Annotated in this window: 19 protein-coding genes and 1 tRNA gene; 10 read left to right on the top strand and 10 right to left on the bottom strand. The window is 72.7% G+C overall.

All coding sequences use genetic code 11. The annotated features are described in order from the left end of the window. Nucleotides 1–16: 16 nt before the first annotated feature. Nucleotides 17–910, top strand: a complete 894-nt coding sequence (locus ACWGPE_RS10675) for an alpha/beta fold hydrolase (RefSeq protein ID WP_275505798.1) — start codon at nt 17–19, stop codon at nt 908–910. Continuing rightward, nucleotides 907–1995, top strand: coding sequence for a glycosyltransferase family 4 protein (locus ACWGPE_RS10680; protein WP_452048675.1), 1089 nt, complete (start codon nt 907–909; stop codon nt 1993–1995). Before ACWGPE_RS10675 ends, ACWGPE_RS10680 begins: the two co-directional genes overlap by 4 nt. Before the next feature lie 30 nt (nt 1996–2025). Here the strand turns inward: ACWGPE_RS10680 and ACWGPE_RS10685 are convergent, their stop codons facing one another. Next, nucleotides 2026–2637 (bottom strand): histidine phosphatase family protein, encoded by a 612-nt coding sequence (locus ACWGPE_RS10685; protein ID WP_376930192.1) that lies wholly within the window; start codon nt 2635–2637, stop codon nt 2026–2028. Nucleotides 2638–2668: 31 nt separating this feature from the next. After that, the gene (locus ACWGPE_RS10690) at nt 2669–3451 is read right to left on the bottom strand and encodes a Sir2 family NAD-dependent protein deacetylase (protein WP_452048690.1); all 783 of its coding nucleotides are present in this window, start codon (nt 3449–3451) and stop codon (nt 2669–2671) included. A 143-nt stretch (nt 3452–3594) separates the two neighbouring features. Between ACWGPE_RS10690 and ACWGPE_RS10695 the strand changes: the two genes are divergently transcribed. Continuing rightward, the gene (locus ACWGPE_RS10695) at nt 3595–4413 is read left to right on the top strand and encodes a TrmH family RNA methyltransferase (protein WP_452048676.1); all 819 of its coding nucleotides are present in this window, start codon (nt 3595–3597) and stop codon (nt 4411–4413) included. Continuing rightward, on the top strand, nt 4410–5687 hold the full coding sequence (locus ACWGPE_RS10700) for a D-alanyl-D-alanine carboxypeptidase family protein (protein ID WP_376930191.1): 1278 nt from the start codon (nt 4410–4412) through the stop codon (nt 5685–5687). Before ACWGPE_RS10695 ends, ACWGPE_RS10700 begins: the two co-directional genes overlap by 4 nt. On the opposite strand, the gene ACWGPE_RS10705 is transcribed toward ACWGPE_RS10700, so the two are convergent. After that, nucleotides 5669–6454: an SGNH/GDSL hydrolase family protein gene (locus ACWGPE_RS10705; protein ID WP_231431017.1), complete on the bottom strand. Its 786-nt coding sequence runs from the start codon at nt 6452–6454 to the stop codon at nt 5669–5671. The two genes, ACWGPE_RS10700 and ACWGPE_RS10705, sit on opposite strands and share 19 nt — an antisense overlap. 47 nt (nt 6455–6501) lie before the next feature. Here ACWGPE_RS10705 and ACWGPE_RS10710 point away from each other — a divergent pair, with 47 nt between their 5' ends. Beyond that, on the top strand, nt 6502–8355 hold the full coding sequence (locus ACWGPE_RS10710; protein WP_420831063.1) for a DEAD/DEAH box helicase: 1854 nt from the start codon (nt 6502–6504) through the stop codon (nt 8353–8355). Between the two features lie 69 nt (nt 8356–8424). Here the strand turns inward: ACWGPE_RS10710 and ACWGPE_RS10715 are convergent, their stop codons facing one another. Then, nucleotides 8425–9645: a trans-sulfuration enzyme family protein gene (locus tag ACWGPE_RS10715; protein ID WP_255679933.1), complete on the bottom strand. Its 1221-nt coding sequence runs from the start codon at nt 9643–9645 to the stop codon at nt 8425–8427. Between the two features lie 110 nt (nt 9646–9755). Here ACWGPE_RS10715 and ACWGPE_RS10720 point away from each other — a divergent pair, with 110 nt between their 5' ends. The 3 genes from ACWGPE_RS10720 to ACWGPE_RS10730 all read left to right on the top strand — a co-directional run bounded on the left by ACWGPE_RS10720 (nt 9756) and on the right by ACWGPE_RS10730 (nt 12355). Further along, nucleotides 9756–10232 (top strand): Lrp/AsnC family transcriptional regulator, encoded by a 477-nt coding sequence (locus tag ACWGPE_RS10720; protein WP_231431019.1) that lies wholly within the window; start codon nt 9756–9758, stop codon nt 10230–10232. A 238-nt stretch (nt 10233–10470) separates the two neighbouring features. Continuing rightward, nucleotides 10471–11565, top strand: coding sequence for a VIT1/CCC1 transporter family protein (locus tag ACWGPE_RS10725; protein ID WP_231431020.1), 1095 nt, complete (start codon nt 10471–10473; stop codon nt 11563–11565). Between the two features lie 37 nt (nt 11566–11602). After that, nucleotides 11603–12355: an SDR family oxidoreductase gene (locus ACWGPE_RS10730; RefSeq protein WP_231431021.1), complete on the top strand. Its 753-nt coding sequence runs from the start codon at nt 11603–11605 to the stop codon at nt 12353–12355. A 40-nt stretch (nt 12356–12395) separates the two neighbouring features. Here ACWGPE_RS10730 and ACWGPE_RS10735 read toward each other — a convergent pair whose 3' ends face one another. The 5 genes from ACWGPE_RS10735 to ACWGPE_RS10755 all read right to left on the bottom strand — a co-directional run bounded on the left by ACWGPE_RS10735 (nt 12396) and on the right by ACWGPE_RS10755 (nt 19299). After that, a complete protein-coding gene (locus ACWGPE_RS10735) occupies nt 12396–13265 on the bottom strand; it encodes a DUF3097 domain-containing protein (protein WP_452048677.1) in 870 nt (289 codons plus the stop codon). A 65-nt stretch (nt 13266–13330) separates the two neighbouring features. Beyond that, nucleotides 13331–16783 (bottom strand): error-prone DNA polymerase, encoded by a 3453-nt coding sequence (locus ACWGPE_RS10740; RefSeq protein WP_231431023.1) that lies wholly within the window; start codon nt 16781–16783, stop codon nt 13331–13333. A 13-nt stretch (nt 16784–16796) separates the two neighbouring features. Continuing rightward, nucleotides 16797–18341 (bottom strand): DNA polymerase Y family protein, encoded by a 1545-nt coding sequence (locus tag ACWGPE_RS10745; protein WP_231431024.1) that lies wholly within the window; start codon nt 18339–18341, stop codon nt 16797–16799. Continuing rightward, a complete protein-coding gene (locus ACWGPE_RS10750; RefSeq protein ID WP_452048678.1) occupies nt 18338–19099 on the bottom strand; it encodes a hypothetical protein in 762 nt (253 codons plus the stop codon). The genes ACWGPE_RS10745 and ACWGPE_RS10750 overlap by 4 nt, the downstream gene beginning before the upstream one ends. A 115-nt stretch (nt 19100–19214) precedes the next feature. Then, nucleotides 19215–19299, bottom strand: a tRNA-Leu gene (locus tag ACWGPE_RS10755). A 179-nt stretch (nt 19300–19478) separates the two neighbouring features. Here ACWGPE_RS10755 and ACWGPE_RS10760 point away from each other — a divergent pair. Together ACWGPE_RS10760 and ACWGPE_RS10765 are read left to right on the top strand one after the other, a co-directional pair. Then, entirely contained in the window at nt 19479–20798 is a 1320-nt protein-coding gene (locus tag ACWGPE_RS10760; RefSeq protein WP_275505807.1) for a M20/M25/M40 family metallo-hydrolase, read from the top strand. Nucleotides 20799–20883: 85 nt separating this feature from the next. Next, nucleotides 20884–21714, top strand: a complete 831-nt coding sequence (locus tag ACWGPE_RS10765) for an undecaprenyl-diphosphate phosphatase (protein ID WP_275505808.1) — start codon at nt 20884–20886, stop codon at nt 21712–21714. A gap of 72 nt (nt 21715–21786) precedes the next feature. Here ACWGPE_RS10765 and ACWGPE_RS10770 read toward each other — a convergent pair whose 3' ends face one another. After that, a complete protein-coding gene (locus ACWGPE_RS10770; RefSeq protein WP_231431028.1) occupies nt 21787–22692 on the bottom strand; it encodes a PAC2 family protein in 906 nt (301 codons plus the stop codon). Between the last annotated feature and the right edge of the window lie 46 nt (nt 22693–22738).

Genomic DNA, 22738 nt, shown 5'->3' on the forward strand with positions numbered 1-22738 from the left:
CCGTAGAATGGCGGGGATGATCGCCTCGCCGTACGCCTCCGCGCTCGACCGCATCCCAGTCAGGGAGCACCGCATCGACGTCGACGGCACGTCGACCGCGTGGTGGGAGTACGGCGACGCGGGCGCGCCGGTGCTGGTCCTCGTACACGGCTTCCGCGGCGACCACCACGGGCTCGAACCGATCGTGGCGCAGCTGCCGGGCTACCGCATCGTCTCGCCAGACCTGCCCGGGTTCGGTGCGTCGGCCGTCTTCGCCGACCGCGCCCACGACATCGACGGCTATGCGCGCTGGCTCGCCGCCTTCGTCGAGGCGGTCGGCCTCGACGGCGACTACGACCTGCTCGGCCACTCGTTCGGGTCGATCGTGGCGAGCGCGGCGGTGGCCGGCGGCCTCGCCCCGCGCCGGCTCGTGCTCGTGAACCCGATCGGCGCCCCGGCACTCGAGGGGCCGAGAGGCGTGATGACCCGGCTCGCCGTCGTCTACTACCGCGCGTCGGCTGCGCTGCCCGAGCGGGCCGGCTTCGCCCTGCTCCGCAACGGTGCGATCGTCCGGGTGATGAGCGTGACGATGGCCAAGACCCGCGATCGCGAGCTCCGTCGCTGGATCCACGACCAGCACGACCGCTACTTCTCCGACTTCGGCGACCGCGACCAGCTGCTCGAGGCGTTCCGCGCCTCGGTCAGCCACAACGTCGGCGAGTACGCGGCCGACATCGCGGTGCCGACGCTGCTCGTCGCGGCCGAGCGCGACGACGTCACTCCGCTCGAAGCCCAGCGACGGCTCGTCACGCGGTTCCCCGACGCGACCCTCGAGGTCATCCCCGAGGTCGGGCACCTCATCCACTACGAGACCCCCGGCGACGCCGCGGGCCGGATCGCCCGCTTCCTCGAGGCGGGGGAGCGGGCATGAAGATCGTCGTCGACTGCCGCTACACCCGGATCGGGCACCACGACGGCATCAGCCGCTTCACTGCGGGCATCGTGGGCGAGCTCGCGAAGCTGCATCCCGTGACGATGCTCGTGAGCGACCACCGCCAGCTCGAGATGCTGCCGCCGCTCCCGTGGCAACTCGTGAGCGCGCCGACGAGCGCCCGTGAGCCCTTCGTCGCCCGCCAGGTACGTCGCCTCCGCCCAGACATCGTGTTCTCGCCGATGCAGACGATGGGCTCGTGGGGTCGCGACTACCGGCTCCTCTTGACCCTCCACGACCTGATCTACTACGAGAACCGCACGCCGCCGCGCGACCTGCCCGCCGCGATCCGGCTCCTCTGGCGGCTCTACCACCTCGCGTGGTGGCCGCAGCGTGCGCTCCTCGACCGGGCCGACGCGGTCGTGACCGTGTCCGAGACGACCGCGGGTCTCATCCGCGAGCACCGGCTGACGCGCCGGCCCGTGACGGTCGTGCCGAACGCCGCCGACGACCTCGCCGCGCCCGACCTTCCGCGCACCCGCCCCGTCGGCCACCGGCTCGTCTACATGGGCTCGTACATGCCGTACAAGAACGTCGACACGCTCGTGCGTGCGACGGCCGCGCTCCCCGACCACGAGCTGCACCTGCTCAGCCGCATCAGCGACGAGGAGCGCGAGCGACTCACGAGGCTCGCACCGGAGGCCCGTCTCGTCTTCCACGACGGGGTGACGGACGCCGCGTACGCCGAGCTGCTCTCCGGCGCCACCGCGCTCGTGCACGCCTCGAAGGCCGAGGGCTTCGGCATCCCTCTCGTCGAGGCGATGCGACTCGGCACGCCCGTCGTCGTGAGCGACATCCCGATCTTCCGCGAGATCGGCGGTGACGCCGCGCTGTTCTTCGACTCCGACCGCCCCGAGACGCTCGTCGCGGCGCTGCGCACGCTCGACGACGGCGACGAGTGGGAGCGACGCTCGGCCGCATCGGTCGAGGTCGCGGCACGGTACACGTGGGCGAAGTCGGCGGCCGCGCTCTACGCACTCATGCAGCGGGTCGTCGCCGAACCGGGCGGCCGCCGGCGGCGATGACGGCGGCGGCCGGAAGGTCGGCGCAGCGGGTCAGCCCCCGGTGCCGGTGAGCAGATCGGGCTCCGCGAGCTCGAGCTCACCGGCCGTCGCGGTCACGAGGTGCACCGACCCGTTCGTGACGGTGTAGCCGGCGGAGGGCAGCGTCCAGCCGCTCAGGTGGAGGATGAGGGAGTGGATCACGCCGCCGTGCGACACCACGACGACACGGCCGCCGGGGTGCGCCGCCGCGATCTCCGCGAGGGCGGCGCTCGAGCGCTCGATCACCGAGGAGCGCGTCTCGAGCCCCTCGATCGTGGCCGCCTGCGCCTCGACGGCCGCACGGCCCGCATGGTCGAGCCCCTCGAGCACGCCGTAGCCCCGTTCGGCGAGCGCCTCGAGATGTCCGAGCACCGGCGCGCCGAGCTCGGCGGCGATCAGCTCGGCGGTCTCCGACGCCCGCGAGAGCGGGCTCGCGTAGACCGCGTCCCAGTCGCTGTCCGATGCGGCGAGCGCAGCGCCGGTGTCGACGGCCTGGCGGCGTCCGGTGTCGTTCAGCGGGATGTCGGTGCGCCCCTGGATGCGGCGCTGCACGTTCCAGTCCGTCTCACCGTGGCGCACGAGCGCGATCGTCACCGGTGCGGCACTCGTCGAGGCATCCGTCATGTCGACGACTCTCGCACGTCGGGCGGCGGGTTCACGAATCGAGCGCGGTCGCGAAGGCGGCGAGCGTCTCGCTCGTGCCGGCGTCGATCTTCACTGCGGCCCGGGCGTCGCCCTTCGTGGCGCCGCGGTTGACGATGACGACCGGGCGCCGGCTGCGGCGGGCCTGCTCGAGGAGCCGCATCCCGGAGTTCACGACGAGCGAGGAGCCCGCCACGAGCAGCACGTCGGAGCCGGCGACGAGCGCGGCGCCGGCGCGGAACGTCGGCACCGGCACGAACTCGCCGAAGAACACGACATCGGGCTTGAGCACGCCGCCGCACACCGTGCAGACGGGCACGCGCATCGCCTCGACGTCGTCGATCTCGACGTCTCCGTCGGGGTTGAGCCGCACCGCGCGATCGGCGTCGAGCCACGGGTTCTGCACGGTGAGCTCCTGGGCGATCGCCTGCCTCGCGTAGTGCTGCCCGCACTCGAGGCAGACGACCCGGTCCATGCCGCCGTGCAGCTCGACGACGTGGCGGCTCCCGGCGCGCCGGTGCAGGCCGTCGACGTTCTGCGTCACGATGCCCGACACCACCCCGGATGCCTCGAGCCGGGCGAGCGCCCGGTGGCCGGTGTTCGGCGCGGCCGCCGCGAAGTCACGCCATCCGAGGTGGCTGCCGGCCCAGTACCGCTTGCGCGCCGACTCGGAGGAGAGGAACGTCTGCACCGTCATCGGCGTGCGAACGGGCGCCCCCTCGCCCCGGTAGTCGGGGATGCCCGAGTCGGTGCTGACGCCGGCGCCCGTGAGCACGGCCACGCGCGCGCCCCGCATGAGCTCGATCGCCTCGTCGATGCCGGTGGCCTGCGCCCGGCCGATCGCCTGCTCCACGTCGTCTCCCTTCGACACCCCTGAGAGTAAACGCCGTCGTTTTCCGGATTGTTTCACGGGCTGGCACTCTTGAGGGGAGGAGATCCATGCACATCGAACGAGTCCGCGACGCGGCATCCGATGCCGTCGCCGATTACGCGAGGCTCACCGACGTCGCGCTGCGCAGCGTGCGCGAGCCCGAGGAGGGCCTCTACATCGCCGAATCGGCGAAGGTGATCCGGCGCGCCATCGCGGCCGGCCATCGACCTCGCTCGGTGCTCATGGAGGAGAAGTGGCTCGACGGGCTCGCACCCGTGCTGGAGTCCTTCGACATCCCGGTCCACCTCGCCGACCCCGACCAGCTCGAGGAGATCACGGGCTACCGCGTGCATCGGGGCGCACTCGCCGCGTTCGAGCGCCCCGAACTGCCCGAAGTCGCGTCGCTCGTCGCGGGCGCCCGCCGGGTCGTCGTGCTCGAGGACATCGTCGATCACACCAACGTCGGCGCCATCTTCCGTTCGGTCGCGGCGCTCGGCGCCGACGCCGTGCTCGTGTCGCCCCGATGCGCCGATCCGCTCTACCGACGCAGCGTACGCGTCAGCATGGGCACCGTCTTCCAGGTGCCGTGGACCCGGCTGCCGGAGTGGGACGAGGCGGCCGAGCTGCTGCACGGGGCGGGGTTCGAGATCGCCGCGCTCGCCCTGGCCGACGACGCCGTCGCGCTGCCCGACCTCGCCGCGACGGCGCCCGAGCGCCTCGCCCTCGTGTTCGGGGCGGAGGGCGACGGCCTCAGCCGACGCGCGCTCGCGGCCGCCGACCGGGTCGTGACCATCCCCATGCGCCACGGCGTCGACTCGCTCAACGTCGCCGCCGCCGCGGCCGTCGTGCTGTACGCCGTCGCCGTCGAACCCGAGGAGGCCCGATGACGACGACCCCCGATCCCGCCGAGCGGAAGCGCGTGTACCGGCGCCGTCGCATCGCAGTCTTCGGCACGCTCGGCGTCGTCCTCGCGCTGGTCGTCGGCGGCGGGGTGTACACGGCGAACGCGCTCGGGGCCGCCGTGCCGGCGGCATCGCCCGTCGTCGAGCAGCCGGAACCCCTGGCCGCGCCGGCGCAGGCGCTCGACCTCCCCGGCTTCGGGGGCTACGCGGTCGGCGCGGTGGGCTTCGACGGCCTGCTCGCCGCGGGCGAGCCCGACCGGCCGATGGCGACCGCGAGCATCACGAAGGTCATCACGGCGCTCACGATCCTGCAGGACCACCCGATCCCGGCGGGCGAGGGCGGCCCCGACATCGAGTACACCGAGGCCGACGTCGACATCTACTGGGACATGATCGCCCAGAACGGATCGGTCGCGCCCGTCGAGGCGGGCTCGACGCTCAGCCTCAAGGAGAGCCTCGAGGCGATGCTGCTTCCCTCGGGCAACAACTACGCGATCTCGCTCGCGAACTGGGCGTACGGCTCGGAGGCGGGTCTCGTGACCGCCGCGACGACCTGGCTCGCCGACCACGGGCTCGCGAACACGCGCATCGCCGATTCGAGCGGGCTCTCGATGGACAACATCTCGACGCCGGCCGACCTCGTGCAGCTCGGCGAGCTCGCCCTCGCGGAGCCGACGCTCGCCGAGATCGTCTCCACGAAGTCGGTCGACATCCCCGAGCTCGGAGAGCTCGACAACTCGAACAAGCTGCTCGGCACGCACGGCGTCGACGGCATCAAGACCGGCACGACCGACGACGCGGCGAACCTGCTCTTCTCGGCCGACTACGCGGTCGGCGAGCAGACCGTCACGGTCGTCGGTGTGCTCCTCGGCGCCGAGAACCACGCGGTCCTGCGAGAGGCCGTCGCGACGCTGCTCGACAGCGTCGCCCCGGGGTTCCACGAGGTCGCCCCGCTCGAGGCGGGGCAGGAGCTCGCGAGCTACGAGACGCCGTGGGGCGACACCGCGAAGGCGCGTGCCGCCGACGGCGCCTCGCTCGTGGTGTGGAGCGACACGCCCGTCGAGGTCGAGGTGCACGCGAAGCCCGTGACCGTCGCGGCCGAGGGGGCGGACGTCGGCACCGCGGTCGTGCGCTCCGGCGACCGCGAGATCACGGTGCCGCTCGTGCTCGACGCCGAGATCGACGATCCCGGCACCTGGTGGCGGCTGGCGAACCCCGACGGCCTCGCTCAGAGCACCGCTCAGTCGGGCAGCGAGTAGGGGCCCGCCTCGGGGCGCTTCGCCGTGATGAAGTCGCCCGACGACTGGTGGCGGATGCGCCGGACCACCCACGGCACGAGGTACTCGCGCGCCCACGCGAGGTCTTCGACCCGCGCCTGCCGCCACGTGGTCAGGGGCAGCGGCTCGGGCGTCAGCGCATCGAGGTCGTTCTCGACGTTCAGGGCTGCGAGCACCATCCGCGCGACCGTGTGGTGTCCGAGCGCGTTGAGGTGCAGCCGGTCGGGAGCCCACATCCGCGGGTCCTGGATCTCTGAGAGCGCCCACTGGTCGGCGACGATGCAGTCGTACCTCGCCGCGATCGCACGGAGATTCTCGTTGTAGATCGCGACCTTGCCGCGGATGCCGCGGAACACGGGCGAGAAACCGACGTCGACGCCGGTGAAGATCACGATCGTGGCGTGGTCGCGGCTGAGCCGGTCGATCGCGTACTCGAAGCGCGCCGAGATCTCGTCGGGATCGGTGCCGGGCCGGATGACGTCGTTGCCGCCCGCCGAGATCGTGATGAGGTCGGGCCGCAGCGAGAGCGCGGGCTCGAGCTGCTCGTCGACGATCTGCTGGATGAGCTTGCCCCGCACCGCGAGGTTGGCGTAGGCGAAGTCCTCGGTGCCCTGCGACAGGACCTCCGCGACGCGGTCGGCCCATCCGCGGTGGCCGCCCGGCACGGTGGGCTCGGGGTCGCCGATGCCCTCGGTGAACGAGTCGCCGATCGCGACGTAGCGGGACCAGGGATGCTGCTGGGTGACCATCCCTCCATTCTGCACAGAACGAGGTACGGGCGGGTGCCGGTTCGAGGATGTCGCAGGGCTCCACTACCCTCGAACCAGTGAGTACCGCGACGCCTTCAGGAGCCCAGCCGGGCACCTCGGCGGCCGAGCACCTCTCACCGTCGTTCCCCGAGCGCGCCGCATGGGGCACCGCGTCGAAGCTGCGGGCCTGGCAGGCCGAGGCCCTCGAGCAGTACCTCGCCGAGCTGCCGCGCGACTTCCTCGCCGCTGCGACCCCGGGCGCAGGCAAGACGACCTTCGCCCTGCGCCTCGCCGCCGAGCTGCGTTCGCGCCGCATCATCGACCGGTTCACGGTCGTCGCGCCGACCGACCACCTCAAGCGCCAGTGGGCCGACGCGGCGGCCAGGGTCGGCATCCGCCTCGACCCCGGATTCCGCAACGCCCACGGCCGTTCGGCACGGCACTACCACGGCGTCGCCGTCACCTACGCCCAGGTCGCGATGCGTCCCGCCCTGCACCGCGAACTCACCCTCTCCGGCCGCACCCTCGTCATCCTCGACGAGGTGCACCACGGCGGCGACACGCTCTCCTGGGGCGACGCGATCCGCGAGGCCTTCGAGCCTGCGACGAAGCGCCTGTCGCTCACCGGCACGCCGTTCCGCAGCGACACCGCTCCGATCCCGTTCGTGAACTACGCACCCGACGCCGCGGGGGTCCGCCTCTCGCAGACCGACTACTCGTACGGCTACGGCCGCGCCCTCGCCGACGGCGTCGTCCGTCCCGTCATGTTCATGGTCTACGCGGGCCACATGCGCTGGCGCACGAAGGCGGGCGACGAGATGGAGGCGAAGCTCGGCGAGGACAACACGAAGGACATCACCTCGTCGGCCTGGCGCACCGCGCTCGAGCCGACCGGCGAGTGGATCCCGGCGGTGCTGCAGGCGGCCGACCGGCGCCTGACCGAGGTGCGGCACTCGATCCCCGACGCCGGCGGACTCGTGCTCGCCACCGACCAGACCGTGGCCCGCGCCTACGCCGAGATCCTCGAGCGGATCTGCGGCGAACCGGTCACCGTCGTGCTCTCCGACGACAAGGCCGCCTCGAACCGGATCGAGGAGTTCTCGGGCAACGACCGTCGGTGGATGGTCGCGGTGCGCATGGTGTCCGAGGGCGTCGACGTGCCGCGGCTCGCGGTCGGCGTGTACGCGACGAGCTCGTCGACCCCGCTGTTCTTCGCGCAGGCGATCGGCCGATTCGTGCGCGCACGCCGGCGCGGCGAGACGGCGTCGGTCTTCCTGCCGAACGTGCCCGTGCTCATGGCACTGGCCTCCGAGCTCGAGCGGGCCCGCGACCATGCGCTCGACCGTCGCGACGGCGACGGCGATGACGACCCGGGGCTCGACGACGGTCTGCTCGAATCCGCGAACCGCGAAGACAAGGCGTCCGACGAGCTCGCCGACGAGTTCACGTGGCAGGCGATCGCGTCCGACGCGAGCTTCGACCGGGTCGTCTTCGACGGCACCGAGTTCGGCACGCTCGCCGAGCCCGGCAGCGACGAGGAGTACGACTTCATCGGCATCCCGGGGCTGCTCGAACCCGAACAGGTGTCCGAGCTCCTGCGCCACCGCCAGGCGCGGCAGGCGCGCCGTCAGAGCGAACGACGCAAGCACGCGGCATCCACCGAGGGCGTGTCGGGCGACGGCGACTCGGTCGAGCCGGTCGCGCTGTACCGGACCCTGAAGGAGCAGCGCTCGCTGCTCAACAGCCTCGTCGGCCTCTACGCGCGACAGAACGGCCAGGCGCACTCGATGGTGCACGCCGAGCTCCGTCGCGCCTGCGGCGGTCCCGAGGTCGCACAGGCGACGGTCACGCAGCTGCAGTCCCGCATCGAGCTGCTCCGGCGGAGACTCGGCGGACGCTGATCGTGGCGGGTTCGCCCGGGACCCCGACGCTCGGCGTCGAACCGGCGGTCCCGGGCGGTCCGATCCAGGTCAGCCAGCCGAGACCCGCGCCACGGCCTCGATGCCCGCGATGACGGCCGCCGCGTCGAGCGCGCTCATCAGGTCGTCCGTGAGGTCGTCGACGTGCTCGAGGCCGATCGACAGCCGGACGACGCCGTCGCCCGGCTTCGCCTCGCCGGCGACGGGCCGGTGAGTGAGTGAAGCGGGATGCTGCACGAGCGAGTCGACACCGCCGAGCGACACGGCATGCGTGACGAGCTCGCACGCCTCGGTGAACGCGACCGCGGCGTCGAACCCTCCGGCGAGCTCGATCGCGATGATCGAGCCGGCACCCTCGAGCTGGCGGCCGAGCAGGCCCTGCGGGTCCTGGCCGGGCAGCCCCGGATAGTGCACCCGGCCGACCGCGGGGTGGGAGGCCAGGCGATCCGCGAGCACCGCCGCGGACGTCTGCTGCGCGCGCACGCGCAGGGGGAGCGTGCGCAGGCCGCGGTGCAGCAGATAGGCCGCCATCGGATGCAGCAGCCCGCCGGTGAGCGCGCGCACGCGCCGCAGCCGTTCGACCCACTCGCGGTCGGCTGCCACGACCCCGCCCATCACGTCGCCGTGGCCCCCGAGGTACTTCGTCGCGCTGTGCAGCACGAGCCGCGCGCCGTGCTCGGCGGGACGCTGCAGCACGGGGGTCGCGAACGTGTTGTCGACGAGCACCGGCACCTCGCCCGCGACGGCCGCGAGCCGGCGCAGGTCGACGAGTTCGAGGGTCGGGTTCGCCGGCGTCTCGACGACCACGAGACCCGTGTCCGGGCGGATCGCCGCCGCGACCTCGTCGACCGTCGCCCAGGTGACGTCGGTGCCGAGCAGGCCGCTCTCGAGCACATGATCGGTGCCGCCGTAGAGCGGGCGCACCGCCACGATGTGCGGCCGGCCCGCCGAGGCGGTCGCGATGAGCACGGCGGCGAGGGCCGCCATGCCGCTGCCGAAGGCGACGGCCCCGTCGGTGCCCTCGAGCCCGGCGAGCGACTCCTCGAACCGGGCGACGCCGGGCTGCCAGAGACGCTGGTAGACGGCCGAGCGGCCATCGCCGAGGTCGTGACCGGTGGCGAGCTCCTCGTACGAGAGCCCGCCGGTCTCGACCGAGCCGAGCGGGTTGGTGGTCGAGAAGTCGATGACGGGCACATGGGATCCGCTCTCCCGGACACCGCGCATTCCGCCGTGGACGGCGCGGGTCTCGAGATGCGACGACGATGTCTGCATGGCAGGAACGAAAGCAGATCCTGTCACCAGAAACAACTCGGCTCGAACGATCAGTGGGATAGTCTGGAAATCTCGAAGCATCTGCATACTCGATCGATGGGAGCGCACGCATGGCGCAGAAGCCCGAACTCGACCGCGTCGACCGCGCGCTCCTCCAGGCGCTGTCGACGAACGCGCGTGCCTCCGGAGCCGCACTCGCCGCCGAGGTGGGCGTGGCCGAGTCGACGGTCTCGTTGCGCCTGCGCCGCCTGCAGTCGCTCGGCACGGTGCGCGGCTATCGCGTCGACGTCGACCTCGCCTCGCTCGGCGTCTCGCTCCAGGCGCTCATCGCCGTTCGGCTCGTCAAGCACGACCGCGGCGAGATCGACGCCTTCCGCGCCCAGGTGCCGCATCTGCCGGGTGTGCTCGGCGTGTTCCACATGGCGGGAGCAGAGGACTACCTGCTGCACGTCGCGGCCCGCGACGCCGAAGAGCTGCGCGAGTTCGTCCTGGCCCACCTCACCGGCCACCCTGCGGTCGCGCATACCGAGACCAACCTCATCTTCGAGCACGTCGACGGCGACGGCTGGAACAAGCTCGTCGGCTGACGGGCCGGCTGCTCCCGTCCGCGCCCCTCGGTTCCCGCCCGTGGCGGCGTGGATGCCTCGGCACCGGCCGGAGGCATCCGTGCGGGTGTTCGGCCGTCCGAAAAGCTGCCAATCCCGCACAACCGGGCCGCCGCGGCCGGGGCGCCCGATAGCGTGGTCGTCGGCCGTGACACGGCCGCGCGATGTCGCGGGCGCATGCCGGCGTCGGACCGCGCCCGCACCACGACGAGGAGGCACGATGACCGACGTGGCGCCGCAGGGCACCCCGGCCGACCGTGATCGCTGGCGACGGTATCTCGCCGCGGAACGTGCGGAGGCGGCCGTCTACCGAGAGCTCGCCGCCCGTCGCGACGGCGAGGAGCGCGAGATCCTGCTCGCCCTCGCCGCGGCTGAGGGTCGCCACGAGGCGCACTGGCTCGGCCTGCTCGGCGGCGACGAGGCGGGCGTTCCGCGTGCCGACGTCCGCACCCGCATGCTCGCCTCGCTCGCGCGCCGCTTCGGCTCGATCTTCGTGCTCGCACTCGCGCAGCGGGCCGAGGCGCGATCGCCGTACGCGACCGACCCCGACGCGACGGCGGCGATGGCCGCGGACGAACGCATCCACGGCGAGGTCGTGCGAGGGCTCGCGGCACGGGGCCGACGGCGCCTCGCCGGAACCTTCCGCGCCGCCGTCTTCGGTGCGAACGACGGGCTCGTCTCGAACCTCGCGCTCGTGCTCGGCATCGGCGCGACGGGCGTGCCGGCGAGCGTCGTGCTGTTCACGGGGATCGCCGGCCTGCTCGCCGGTGCACTGTCGATGGGGGCGGGGGAGTACGTGTCGGTGCGATCCCAGCGGGAGCTGCTCGAGGCATCCGCGCCCGACCCCACGACGAGAGACGCGCTGCCGCACCTCGACGTCGACGCGAACGAGCTCGCCCTCGTGTACCGCGCCCGCGGCATGGAGCCCGACGACGCCATCGAGCACGCGGCACTCGTCGTGGCCCGCGTGCAGGCGGCCGAGCTGGCGCAGGCGCCCACCGATGCGCTCGCGATCGAGGCCGACGACGACGAGGCGATCGGCACTGGACTCTCCGCGGCGATCTCGAGCTTCTGCTTCTTCGCGTCGGGCGCGCTCATCCCAGTCCTGCCGTACCTGTTCGGAATGACCGGCCTCGCCGCGGTCGTGACGGCGACCGTGCTCGTCGGAATCGCGCTGCTCGCGACGGGCGCGACCGTCGGCCTCCTGTCCGGCGCCTCGCCGCTGAAGCGCGCACTGCGTCAGCTCTCGATCGGGCTCGGCGCCGCCGCGGTCACCTATCTGCTCGGCCTCGCGTTCGGCACGACGGTAGGCTGATCCGCCGAGCCCCCGACCGCACGTCCCGAGGAGTCACATGCACCGCCCCGTCGCGCTCATCACCGGAGCAGGCCGGCGCAACACGATCGCGTGGGCGATCGCGACGCGGCTCGCGGCCGACGGCTGGGACATCGCGTTCAGCCATCTCGCCGACTACGACCGGCGCATGGGGCTCGGCGGCGATCCCGATCGCGATCCGGCGAGCCTCGAGGCCGAGCTCCGCGCGATCGGCGCCGGTGCGATCGGCCTCGACGCCGACCTGGCCGACCCCGCCGTTCCCGCACGGCTCTTCGCCGAGGCATCCGCCGCCCTCGGCCCGATCCGGGCGCTCGTGCTGTCGCACGCCCAGAGTGTCGACTCGGGCGTGCTCGACACCTCGGTCGAGAGCTTCGACCGCCACTTCGCCGTGAACACGCGCGCCGCGCTGCTGCTGGTGCAGGCGTTCGCCGGGCAGGTTCCCGCAGGCGGCGGCAGCATCGTCGCGCTGACGAGCGATCACATCGTCGGCAACGTGCCGTACGGGGCGTCGAAGGGGGCGCTCGATCGCATCGTCGTCGCCGCCGCACGAGAGCTCGCGCCGCTCGGCATCACGGCGAACCTGGTCAACCCGGGCCCGATCGACACCGGGTGGATGGATGCCGCTACGCGCGCCGCGCTCACGGCGCAGCAGCCGACCGGTCGGCTCGGCACGCCCGACGACACGGCGCGGCTCGTGCGATTCCTCGTGTCCGACGATGCGCGGTGGGTCACCGGCCAGCTCGTGCACAGCGACGGCGGGTCGTCGATCTGACCGCGTGCCCGCGGCGCGGCGAGCGACGCGACCGGTCTCGTCAGGCCGGTGCGGTCACGAAGTCGATGAGCTCCTCGACCCGTCCGAGCAGCGCCGGTTCGAGATCGCCGTAGCCGCGCACCCGGCCGAGGATGTGCTGCCACGCGCGGGCGATGTCGGCCTGGTCGGCGTGCGGCCAGCCGAAGGCCTCGCACACGCCGTGCTTCCACTCGGTTCCGCGGGGGATGACGGGCCAGGCCTCCCGGCCGAGGCGGGCTGGCTTCACCGACTGCCAGACGTCGATGTACGGGTGGCCGACCACGAGCACGTCCGACCGGTAGGGCCCGCGCGCCACCGCGTCGGCGATGCGCTGCTCCTTCGAACCGGGCACCAGGTGGTCGACGAGGACTCCCGCCCTGCGCCCGGGGCCGGGGCGGAACTCGGCGAGCACCTCATCGAGCACGTCCACCCCCTCGAGGTACTCGACGACGACGCCCTCGACGCGCAGGTCGGCGCCCCAGACCTTCTCGACGAGCTCGGCGTCGTGCCGGCCCTCGACGAAGATGCGGCTCGGCAGGGCGACCTTCGCAGGTCCTTGCTCGACCGCGAACGATCCCGACGCGGTGCGCAGCCGCCCGGTCGGGGCCTTCGGCCTGGGTGCCGTGAGCTGCACCGCGCGCCCTTCGACGAGGAACCCGTGGCCGAGCGGGAACATCCGCTGTTTGCCGTATCGGTCCTCGAGCACGACGACGCCCTTCTCGACGCGCACCACGGCGCCGCAGTAGCCCGAGTCGGCGAGCTCGACCACGAGGTCGCGCTCCGCCTCGACGGCGGGGATCACGGTGCGGCCGCGGGCCTTCCAGTCACCGGCGAGCACGTCGCTGCCGTATCGGTCGAAGGGGTCGGCGTCGTAGGGCGGTGTCGCAGGCACCGGTCGAGGCTATCGGAGTGCGGCCCCCTCGAGCGCGAGGCGCACGGCTCGACCCCGCCGGCGGTTCACCGGAAGTCGCGCGACCGCGTCTGCGCCTGCACGGTGAGCGACTCGAAGCGGTCGACGATGAGGTTCGTGACCCCCTCGTTCGACCGTTCGAGGATGCCTCGGACGACCATCGCGGGCGCCTCCCGGGCGATGCGCCGGTAGCGGTTCCAGACACCGACTCCGGCGATCACGTTGAGGGTGCCCGACTCGTCCTCGAGGTTGATGAAGGTGATGCCCGACGCCGTCGCCGGCCGCTGCCGGTGCGTCACGACGCCGCCGACCTCGACCCGTCGGCCCGACTCGACCTCGCGCAGGCGATCGATGCGGATCGCCCCGCGCTCGTCGAGCCGATCGCGGATGTGCCGGATCGGGTGGTCGTCGGGGGAGATGCCGGTCGCCCACAGGTCGTACACGACCTGCTCGGCCGGTGAGAGCACGGGCAGGAGCGGCGGCTGCACCACGACCACCGACCCGGGCAGGAACTCGGCGCGGTCCTGCGAGGCCTCGCCGGCGAGCCAGAGCGCCTCGCGACGGGCGAGCCCGAAGCCCTCGAAGGCGCCCGCTGCGGCGAGCGCCTCGAGCTGCTCGGTGTCGAGCGCCGCCCGGCGGGAGAGGTCGCTCATGTCTCGGTACGGGCCGCGCGCGTCGCGCTCGTCGACGATGCGCTGCGCGACCTTCGCCCCGATGGACGAGACGTCGGCGAGCCCGAGCCGCACCGCGAAGGCCCCGTCGCGGCGATGCTCGGCCGACCGATCGGGCGCCTCGAGGTCGAAGTCGCCGATGTCGGGCTGGGCGACGTGCGTGCACGCCGCCATGCCGGTCGGCGGTCGCCGCTGCGCTGGCGTCCGCCCCGCGACATCCGCCTGCTCGCCGGGGACGCGGGGCCCGTCGCACGCCTCGAGCCCCGCGTGCACGCCCGACCGCAGCACGTCGGGTCGCAGCACTCGCACCCCGTGCCGTCGCGCGTCGGCGGTGAGGGTCTGCGGCGAGTAGAAGCCCATCGGCTGGGCGCGCAGGAGCGCCGCGAGGAAGGCCGCCGGGTAGTGCAGCTTCAGCCACGAGCTCGCGTAGACGAGCAGGGCGAAGGAGAGTGCGTGGCTCTCGGCGAAGCCGAAGTTCGCGAAGGCCTCGATCTTGTCGTAGATCGCCTGCGCGTCGTCGTCGCTGAGCCCGTTCGCCGCCATGCCCTCGAAGAGCTTCGCCCTGAGCTTCGAGATCTTCTCGACGCCGCGCTTGGAGCCCATCGCCCGGCGCAGCAGGTCGGCGTCGGCCGCGGTGCAGCCGCCGACCGCGACGGCCATCTGCATGAGCTGCTCCTGGAAGAGCGGCACCCCGAGCGTGCGCTCGAGCACGGGCTCGAGGTTCGGGTGCAGGTAGCTGACCGGCTCTTCACCGGTGCGCCGCCGGATGTACGGGTGCACCGCCCCGCCCTGCACCGGGCCGGGCCGGATGAGCGCGATCTCGACGACGAGGTCGTAGTACTTTCGCGGCTTCAGGCGGGGGAGCGTGCCGATCTGCGCCCGGCTCTCGACCTGGAACACGCCGATCGAGTCGGCTCGGCAGAGCATGTCGTACACCGCCGGCTCCTCTTTCGGGACGGACTGCAGCTCCCACGTCTCGCCCGTGTGCTCGCGCACGAGGTCGAACGTGTACTGCAGGGCGGCGAGCATGCCGAGCCCGAGCAGGTCGAACTTCACGAGGCCCATCCAGGCGCAGTCGTCCTTGTCCCATTGCAGCACCGTGCGGTGCTCCATGCGGGCGTGCTCGATCGGGCAGACCTCGCCCACCGGCCGGTCGGTGAGCACCATGCCGCCCGAGTGGATGCCGAGGTGCCGCGGGAATCCGAGCACCTGCTCGGCCAGCTCGACGACCGGGCCGGGGATGTCGTGGTCGTCGGTCTCGACCACCGCGCCCCAGCGTTCCACCTGTCGCGACCACGCGTCCTGCTGCCCGGTCGAGTAGCCGAGGGCCTTCGCCATGTCGCGCACCGCGACCTTCGGCCGGTAGCTGATCACGTTCGCGACCTGTGCGGCGTTCTGCCGGCCGTACTTCTCGTAGACGTACTGGATGATCTCCTCCCGCCGGTCGGAGTCGAAGTCGACGTCGATGTCGGGCTCCTCGTCGCGCAGTGCGGAGAGGAACCGCTCGAACGGAAGGTCGAACTTGATGGAGTCGACCGCGGTGATGCGCAGCGCGTAGCAGACGGCCGAGTTCGCGGCAGATCCCCGGCCCTGGCAGAGGATGCCTCGGCTCCGCGCCTCGCGGACGAGATCGTGCACGATCAGGAAGTAGCCGGGGAAGTCCTTCTGCTCGATGATCGCGAGTTCGTGCTCGAGCCGGGCGTGCACGGCGTCGCCCGCCCCGGGGTAGAGCTCGGCGGCGCCCTGCCGCACGAGCTCCCGCAGCCAGCTCATCGGGGTGTGCCCCTCGGGCACCTCCTGGCGGGGAAGCCTGGGCCTGGCGCTGCGCAGCGTGAAGCCGAGTTCTCCTGCGAGCGAGACCGAGTGCTCGACCGCGCCCGGATACCTCGCGAACCGCGCCTGCATCTCCGCGCCGCTGCGCAGGTGCAGCCCGTCGGAGGCGGGCAGCCACCCGTCGAGCTCGTCGAGGCTGCGCCGCGCGCGAACCGCCGCGAGCGCATTCGCGAGCCGGTGTTCGGGCGGCGTCGCGTAGTGCACGGCATTCGTCGCGACGATCCGCAGCCGAGCGCCTTCGGCGAGCCCCGCGAGCACGTCGTTCGCCCGCTGGTCGGCCGGATGCCCGTGGTCGAACAGCTCGACGACCACCTGATCGCGCCCGAAGAGCGCGATCAGTCGATCGAGTTCACGCCGCGCGGCATCCGGTCCCTCCGCGGCGAGCGCCCGCCGCACCGCGCCCTTGCGGCACCCCGTGAGCACCGTCCAGTCATCTCCCGCCCGCGCGGCGAGGTCGTCGAGGTCGTAGACCGGGCGCCCCTTCTCGCCGCCCGCGAGCTGGCCCGCCGTGATCGCCGCGGCGAGCCGGTGGTAGCCCGCCTCGCGGCGGGCGAGCACGAGCAGGTGGTCGCCCTCGGGGTCGGCCTCGCCCATCTGCGGACGGCCCAGCCCGAGCGAGAGCTCGGCCCCGAAGACGGTCGTGAGGTCGGAGAAGCTCTCGGCCGCCTCGGCGAAGCGCACGATGCCGTAGAAGCCGTCGTGGTCGGTCACCGCGAGCCCGGAGAGGCCCAGCCGGTGGGCCTCCTCCACCAGCTGCTCGGGCGAAGAGGCCCCGTCGAGGAAGCTGTAGTTCGTGTGCGCGTGGAGTTCGGCGTAGGGCACGACCGGCCCCTCGGGCGCGGTGAGCCCCTCGCTCGGCCGGTAGGGCTGCCGTTTGCGGCTGAACGCCGGGCCGTCGCCGCCGTCGGCGATGAGCTTCGACGGGCTCGGCCTGCGGCGGTCGGAGAGCTTGCGCTCGAGCTCCGACCAGGGGATCTCGGGATTGTTCCAGCCCATCAGCCTCTGCCCATCAGTCGTACCTCGCCTCGGCCCACCAGCCCTCGGCGTCGCGCACGAGGAGCCACGCGCAGCCGTCGTGGTCGACGAGCTGGAACCGGTGCACGCGCCGCGCACGCGCGTCGTCCCACCAGCGTTCGACGACCGGCCACGGGCCGGCCCACGCGCGTACCCGCGCCGGTGCGGTGCGGCCGACCGCGAAGGTCTCGGGCGGCGACGAGATCGCGCCGCGCGCATCGATCGCGACCGTGGCGCCGGCGGCGTCGAGCAGGGCGACCGGGTGCCGTTCGCGGAACACGCTCGCCGGCGCGAGCGCGGGCAGGCTGCCGGGCCACGGGGCCTCGCGCCGTTCGGGAGCCCGGTCGCCCCACGGTACGAGCACCTGCCGATCGGCGAGCATGCGCCCGCCGCCGACGGCCGCCGTGACGACCCCCTCGTGCCCGAGCATGCTCTGCACCCGGGTGAGCGCGTGGTGCACCCGCTCGTCGGGCCCCTGCCCCCAGAGCCCCGCCTCGTGGTTCGCGGTGGAGTCGACCCGCTCGGGGATCACCCGCAGCGCGGTGATCGGCGAGGCGAGCCCGCTGTCGGCGGTGCCGGCTCCCTGCAGCTGCCAGCGCACCCGGTCGACGACGTCGGCGGGCGTGAACCAGCGCGGATGCAGCCAGCTGCGACTCGATCGGCCGCCCCGCTCGTCGTCGAGTTCGACGCGGATCGCCGTGCACACGAGCCTGACCGCCCGCATGCGGTCGATGAACTCGTCGGCTCGCACTCGGAACGCGAATGCGAGCTGGTCGATGCGATCGAGCGGCGGTTCGAACTCGGCGAGCACCTCGAACTCGGGCGGCGGGGTTCGGGCCGCCACCCCGTTGGACTCGCGGCCGGCGGCCCGGTCGTGGGCGAACGCACCGGCGGCCCCGAACCGGCGGCGCACATCGTCGGCCGGCAGCGCCGCGAAGTCGCCGAGCGTGCGAACCCCGAGCCGATTGAGCAGCACCCGGGTGCGTTCGTCGACGACGAGGCCGACGGGCAGCGGCGCGAGGAACTCGGCCGAGCCGCCCGGCGCCACGATGCCGATGTGCGGCGAGGAGCGCACCGCGCGTGCCGCCTGCTCGGCGGCGAACGGCCCGTCGGCGACGCCCACCCGCACCTCGGGGCCGAGCTGCCGTGCCGTGTCGAGCAGTGCCCGTGCCGCGGCGTCCTCGCCGCCGTAGTAGCGGGCCGGCCCCCGCGCCCGCATCGCGAGCGTGCCGGGGCGCACGACCTGCACCCCCGGCACCGCGTCTTCGACCCGTCGGACGACGGGTTCGAAGGCGCGCACGTCGAGGGCGGGATCGTACGGCAGCACGGTGAGCGCGGGGGAGCGGTACTGCGCCTCGCGGAGGCGCAGCCCGCGCGCCACGCCGTCGCGTCGTGCCGCCGCCGAGCAGGAGTGCACCGCACCGCCCTCGGTGAGGGCGATGGGCGCGTCGAGGTCGAGCCCCGCCTCGCGAGCCGCGGCGAACACGGGCCAGTCGGGGCACCAGAGCACGATCGCCCTCGTGGGGGAGGCCGGGTTCATGCCGGCCTCCGGAACTCGCCGTGGAGCACGGGGGCCAGCCCCGCCTCGGTGCCGGACGGGGGAGACCCGGCCGCATCTGCTGCACCCGGCCCCTCGTCCAGCGCCTCGAACCCGAGCGCGCGGTCGGGCAGCCGCAGCTTCGAACGACGCCGCTTCACGAAGCCGCCGCGGCCTGCAGCGCTCACGACGACCTCTCGCTCGTCGAGCAGGCCGTGGCCGGACTCGAGGCCGTGCCATTCGCTCGCCTCGACGTCGAGGCTCGCGTCACTGCCCGGCCAGGGGCCGGCGGCGATCAGCACGGCACCGCGCTCGCGCAGGCGGGCGGCGAGCCGGGATGCCTCGGCAGGGGCGACGCGCTCGGCCGGTCGCACTGCGACGATGGGAATGACGTCGGCGAGCGCCGCGACCACCGCGAACCACTGCCGCCCGGGCTCCGGCACGAGCACGAGCCGCTCGAGATCGATGCCGAACCGGGCCGCGGCCTCGACCCCGAACTCGGGCATGCCGACGACGGCCGCCCAGCGCCCGCTCGCCGAGGGGCCGGCCAGCAGCGCCATCACGAGGGTGGTCGACCCGTGCGCCTCGACGACGGTGCCCTCACGCAGGGTTCCGCCCGGCAGCAGCCCCGTGAAGGCCGCATGGGTCGGCACCGCCCGGGTCTCGAGCCGGGTCGACTGCATGCCGTGGATGCGCGCCTGCAACTCGTCGACCCGCTCGAGGCGGGCCGTCGACGAGGGGAGGGGAGCGGCCTGGGTCACCCTTCAAGTTTCGAACACATGTTCGAAACTGGCAAGTCGTCTCGGCCGAACGTCCGAAACCGTTCTGGAAAACGCGAAAGGGCCGGATCTTCCGATCCGGCCCTTTCGACCCACGTGCGCGAGGGGGGACTTGAACCCCCACGCCCTATACGGGCACTAGCACCTCAAGCTAGCGCGTCTGCCAATTCCGCCACCCGCGCGTGGTTTCCGCTGATCGCTCAGCGGCCGTAGAAGACATTAGCACGGTTTGCGGAGCCCGATTGACCAAACCGCCACGACGAGGTCGTCGACGCCTCGAAACCCCGGGTGAGCGGCAGGAAAACTCGCGATTCCGGGATCGCTGCGAGCACCGGTTGCCGTACCGACTAGCGTGGAGCGCATGGCCGAGGCATCCGCGACCCCAGACCCAGTGCTCGACGAGACCGCGGTGATCGCGCGCGACCTGATCCGGTTCGACACCTCCAACTACGGGAGCGGGCGGGCCAACGGCGAACGCGAGGCCGCGGAGTACGTCGAGGCCCGGCTCGCCGGCCTCGGACTCGCGCCCAGGATGTTCGAACCCGAGCCCCGGCGCACGAGCGTCGTGGCCCGCGTTCCCGGGCGCAATCCCGACAAGCCCGCCCTCGTCGTGCACGGCCACCTCGACGTCGTGCCCGCCGACGCCCGCAACTGGAGCGTCGACCCCTTCGCGGGCGAGATCCGCGACGGAATGCTCTGGGGTCGCGGCGCCGTCGACATGAAGGACATGGACGCCATGATGCTCGCCGCGCTCGGCGACATCCTCGGCAGCGGGGCGCAGCCCGAGCGCGACCTCGTCATCGCCTTCTTCGCCGACGAGGAGGCGGGCGGGGGAGCGGGCTCGGGCTGGCTCGTCGACCACCACCCCGAGCTCTTCGCCGGGGCCGCCGAGGCGATCAGCGAGGTCGGCGGCTATTCGATCACCGTCGGCGGCCGCCGGGCCTACCTGCTGCAGACGGGCGAGAAGTCGCTGCTCTGGATCAAGCTCGTCGCCCGCGGCGTCGCGGCGCACGGCTCGCGGCTCATCCGGGACAACGCGATCACGAAGCTCGCCGAGGCGGTCGCGACGCTCGGGCGCACCGAGTGGCCGATGCGCCTCACCGACACGACCCGCGAGCTCCTGGCCGAGATCGCCGCGGTGCTCGGCGTCGACCCCGAACAGGTGTCGCCCGACGAGCTCGCCCTCGCGACCGGATCCGCGTCGGGATTCATCACGGCGACGCTGCGCACGACGTCGAATCCGACCCTCCTCGAGGCCGGCTACAAGCACAACGTGATCCCTGACCGCGCCGAGGCGCTCATCGACATCCGCACCCTCCCCGGCGAAGAGGAGGCGGTGCTCGCGGAGGTGCAGGCGCTCGTCGGCGACGGCATCGAGATCGAGGTGGTGCACCGCGACGTCGGACTCGAGTCCGCGACGTCCGGATCGCTCGTGGATGCCGTCAAGCGCTCGCTCGAGACCCACGATCCCGGCGCGCCGGTCTTCCCCTACCTGCTGTCGGGCGGCACCGACAACAAGGCGCTCAGTCGCCTCGGCATCGCCGGCTACGGCTTCGCCCCGCTGCGCCTGCCCGAAGGCTTGGACTTCCCTGCGATGTTCCACGGCGTTGACGAGCGGGTGCCGCTCGACGCACTAGTCTTCGGTAGGCGGGTCCTTCGCGACCTGCTCCTCGAGTACTGACCGGCGAGTCGACGGCGCGGCGGCCCATCGGGCCACCCACGTCAGGCCAGCTGAGACCTCCGACTTCCGCGGAGGCGGAAGGCGGATGCACCACGTGATCGAAGCGCTCATCCTGGGATTCGTCCAGGGCCTCACCGAGTTCCTCCCGATCTCCTCGAGCGCCCACCTGCGCATCCTCGGGGAGTTCCTGCCGGGCGCGCAGGACCCGGGGGCGGCCTTCACCGCGATCACCCAGCTCGGCACCGAGACCGCGGTCGTCGTGTTCTTCTGGCGCGACATCGTGCGCATCGTGTCGCACTGGTTCGGCTCGTTCACCGGGCGCGTGCCCCGCAACGACCCCGACGCCCGCATGGGCTGGCTCATCATCATCGGCTCGATCCCCATCGTGGTGTTCGGCCTGCTCTTCCAGGACGAGATCGAGACGGTGCTCCGATCGCTCTGGATCACGGCGACGATGCTCGTCGTGTTCGGCATCATCCTCGGCCTGGCCGACTGGGCCGGAGCCAAGCGCCGCAAGCTCGACCAGTTGACGTACCCGCACGGCGTGCTCTTCGGACTCGCCCAGTCGTTGTCGCTCATCCCCGGCGTCTCGCGCTCGGGCGGCACGATCACGATGGGCCTGCTGCTCGGCTACGAACGCGCCGCAGCGGCCCGCTACGCCTTCCTGCTCGCGATCCCGGCCGTGTTCGGCAGCGGGCTGTTCCAGCTCGTCAAGAGCCTCGACGAGCCGTCGGTCTACAGTCCGCTCGAGACCGCGGCGGCGACGGTCGTCGCGTTCGTCGTGGCCATCCTCGTGATCGCGTTCTTCATGAGCTGGATCTCGAAGCACAGCTTCCTGCCGTTCGTGATCTACCGCATCGTGGTCGGCGGGCTGCTCTTCTTCCTGCTCGCGAACGGCACGCTGCAGCCGGTCTAGGTCGACGCCGGTCGTGGATGCCTCGACCGAGGCGTCCACGACGGCGTGATTCCGGCAGCGGGGAAGCAGCCGTCAGGGCGTCGCGGGACCGCGCCCGTCGGCACGGCCCTCGGGTCCGTCGCCGCGGCGACGGAGGTAGCGCTCGAACTCCTGCGCGATCGCCTCGCCGCTCGCCTCGGGGGCGTCGACCGCGTCGCGCGCCTGCTCGAGCTGGGCGATGTACCCGGCCATCTCCTCGTCGTCGGCGGCGAGGGCGTCGACCCCGGCCTCCCACGCCTGCGCCTCGGTCTCGAGGGTGCCGCGGGGGATCGACAGGCCGGTCAGCTCCTCGAGCTTGCCGAGCAGGGCGAGCACGGCCTTGGGCGACGGCGCGTTGTGCACGTAGTGGGGCACCGACGCCCACAGCGACACGGTCGGGATGCCGAGGCGCTCGGCCCGGTCGGCCAGCACGCTCAGGATGCCGACCGGCCCCTCGTAGGTCGAGCGCTCGACGCCGAGCGCCTCGCGGACCTCGGGGTTCTCGCTCGACGCGAACACGGTGAGCGGGCGCGTGTGAGGGGCGTCTGCGAGCATCGCCCCGAGCAGCACGACGCCGTCGATGTCGGCGGCGAGCGCGGCGTCGATGAGCTCGGCGGCGAAGCCCTTCCAACTGCGGGCCGGCTCGGCTCCGATGAGCACGTGCAGGCCGGATGCCCCGGGGCCGGTCACCGGCTCGTCGACATCGGCCGGTCCGCTCGGACCGAGGATCGCGGCGCCCGGCCACTCGAGCCTGCGGACGCCGTCGTCGCCGACGACCACGGTCGGGCGGGTGAACTGGTAGTCGAAGTAGAGCTCTGGGTCGACGGCGGCGACCTCGACGAGGCCGAGCCGCTCGGCGAGCAGCTTGGCGGCGCCGCTCGCGGCCTCGCCCGCGTCGTTCCAGCCCTCGAAGGCGACGACGAGCAGCCTTCGGCCCTCGAATCCGGCCGGCTGAATCACTCCGTGTGCCCCGCTTCCCACCCCGGTCGTCCGGGTTCCCCTCCAC

It is taken from the genome of Agromyces sp. NPDC055658 (assembly GCF_053618155.1).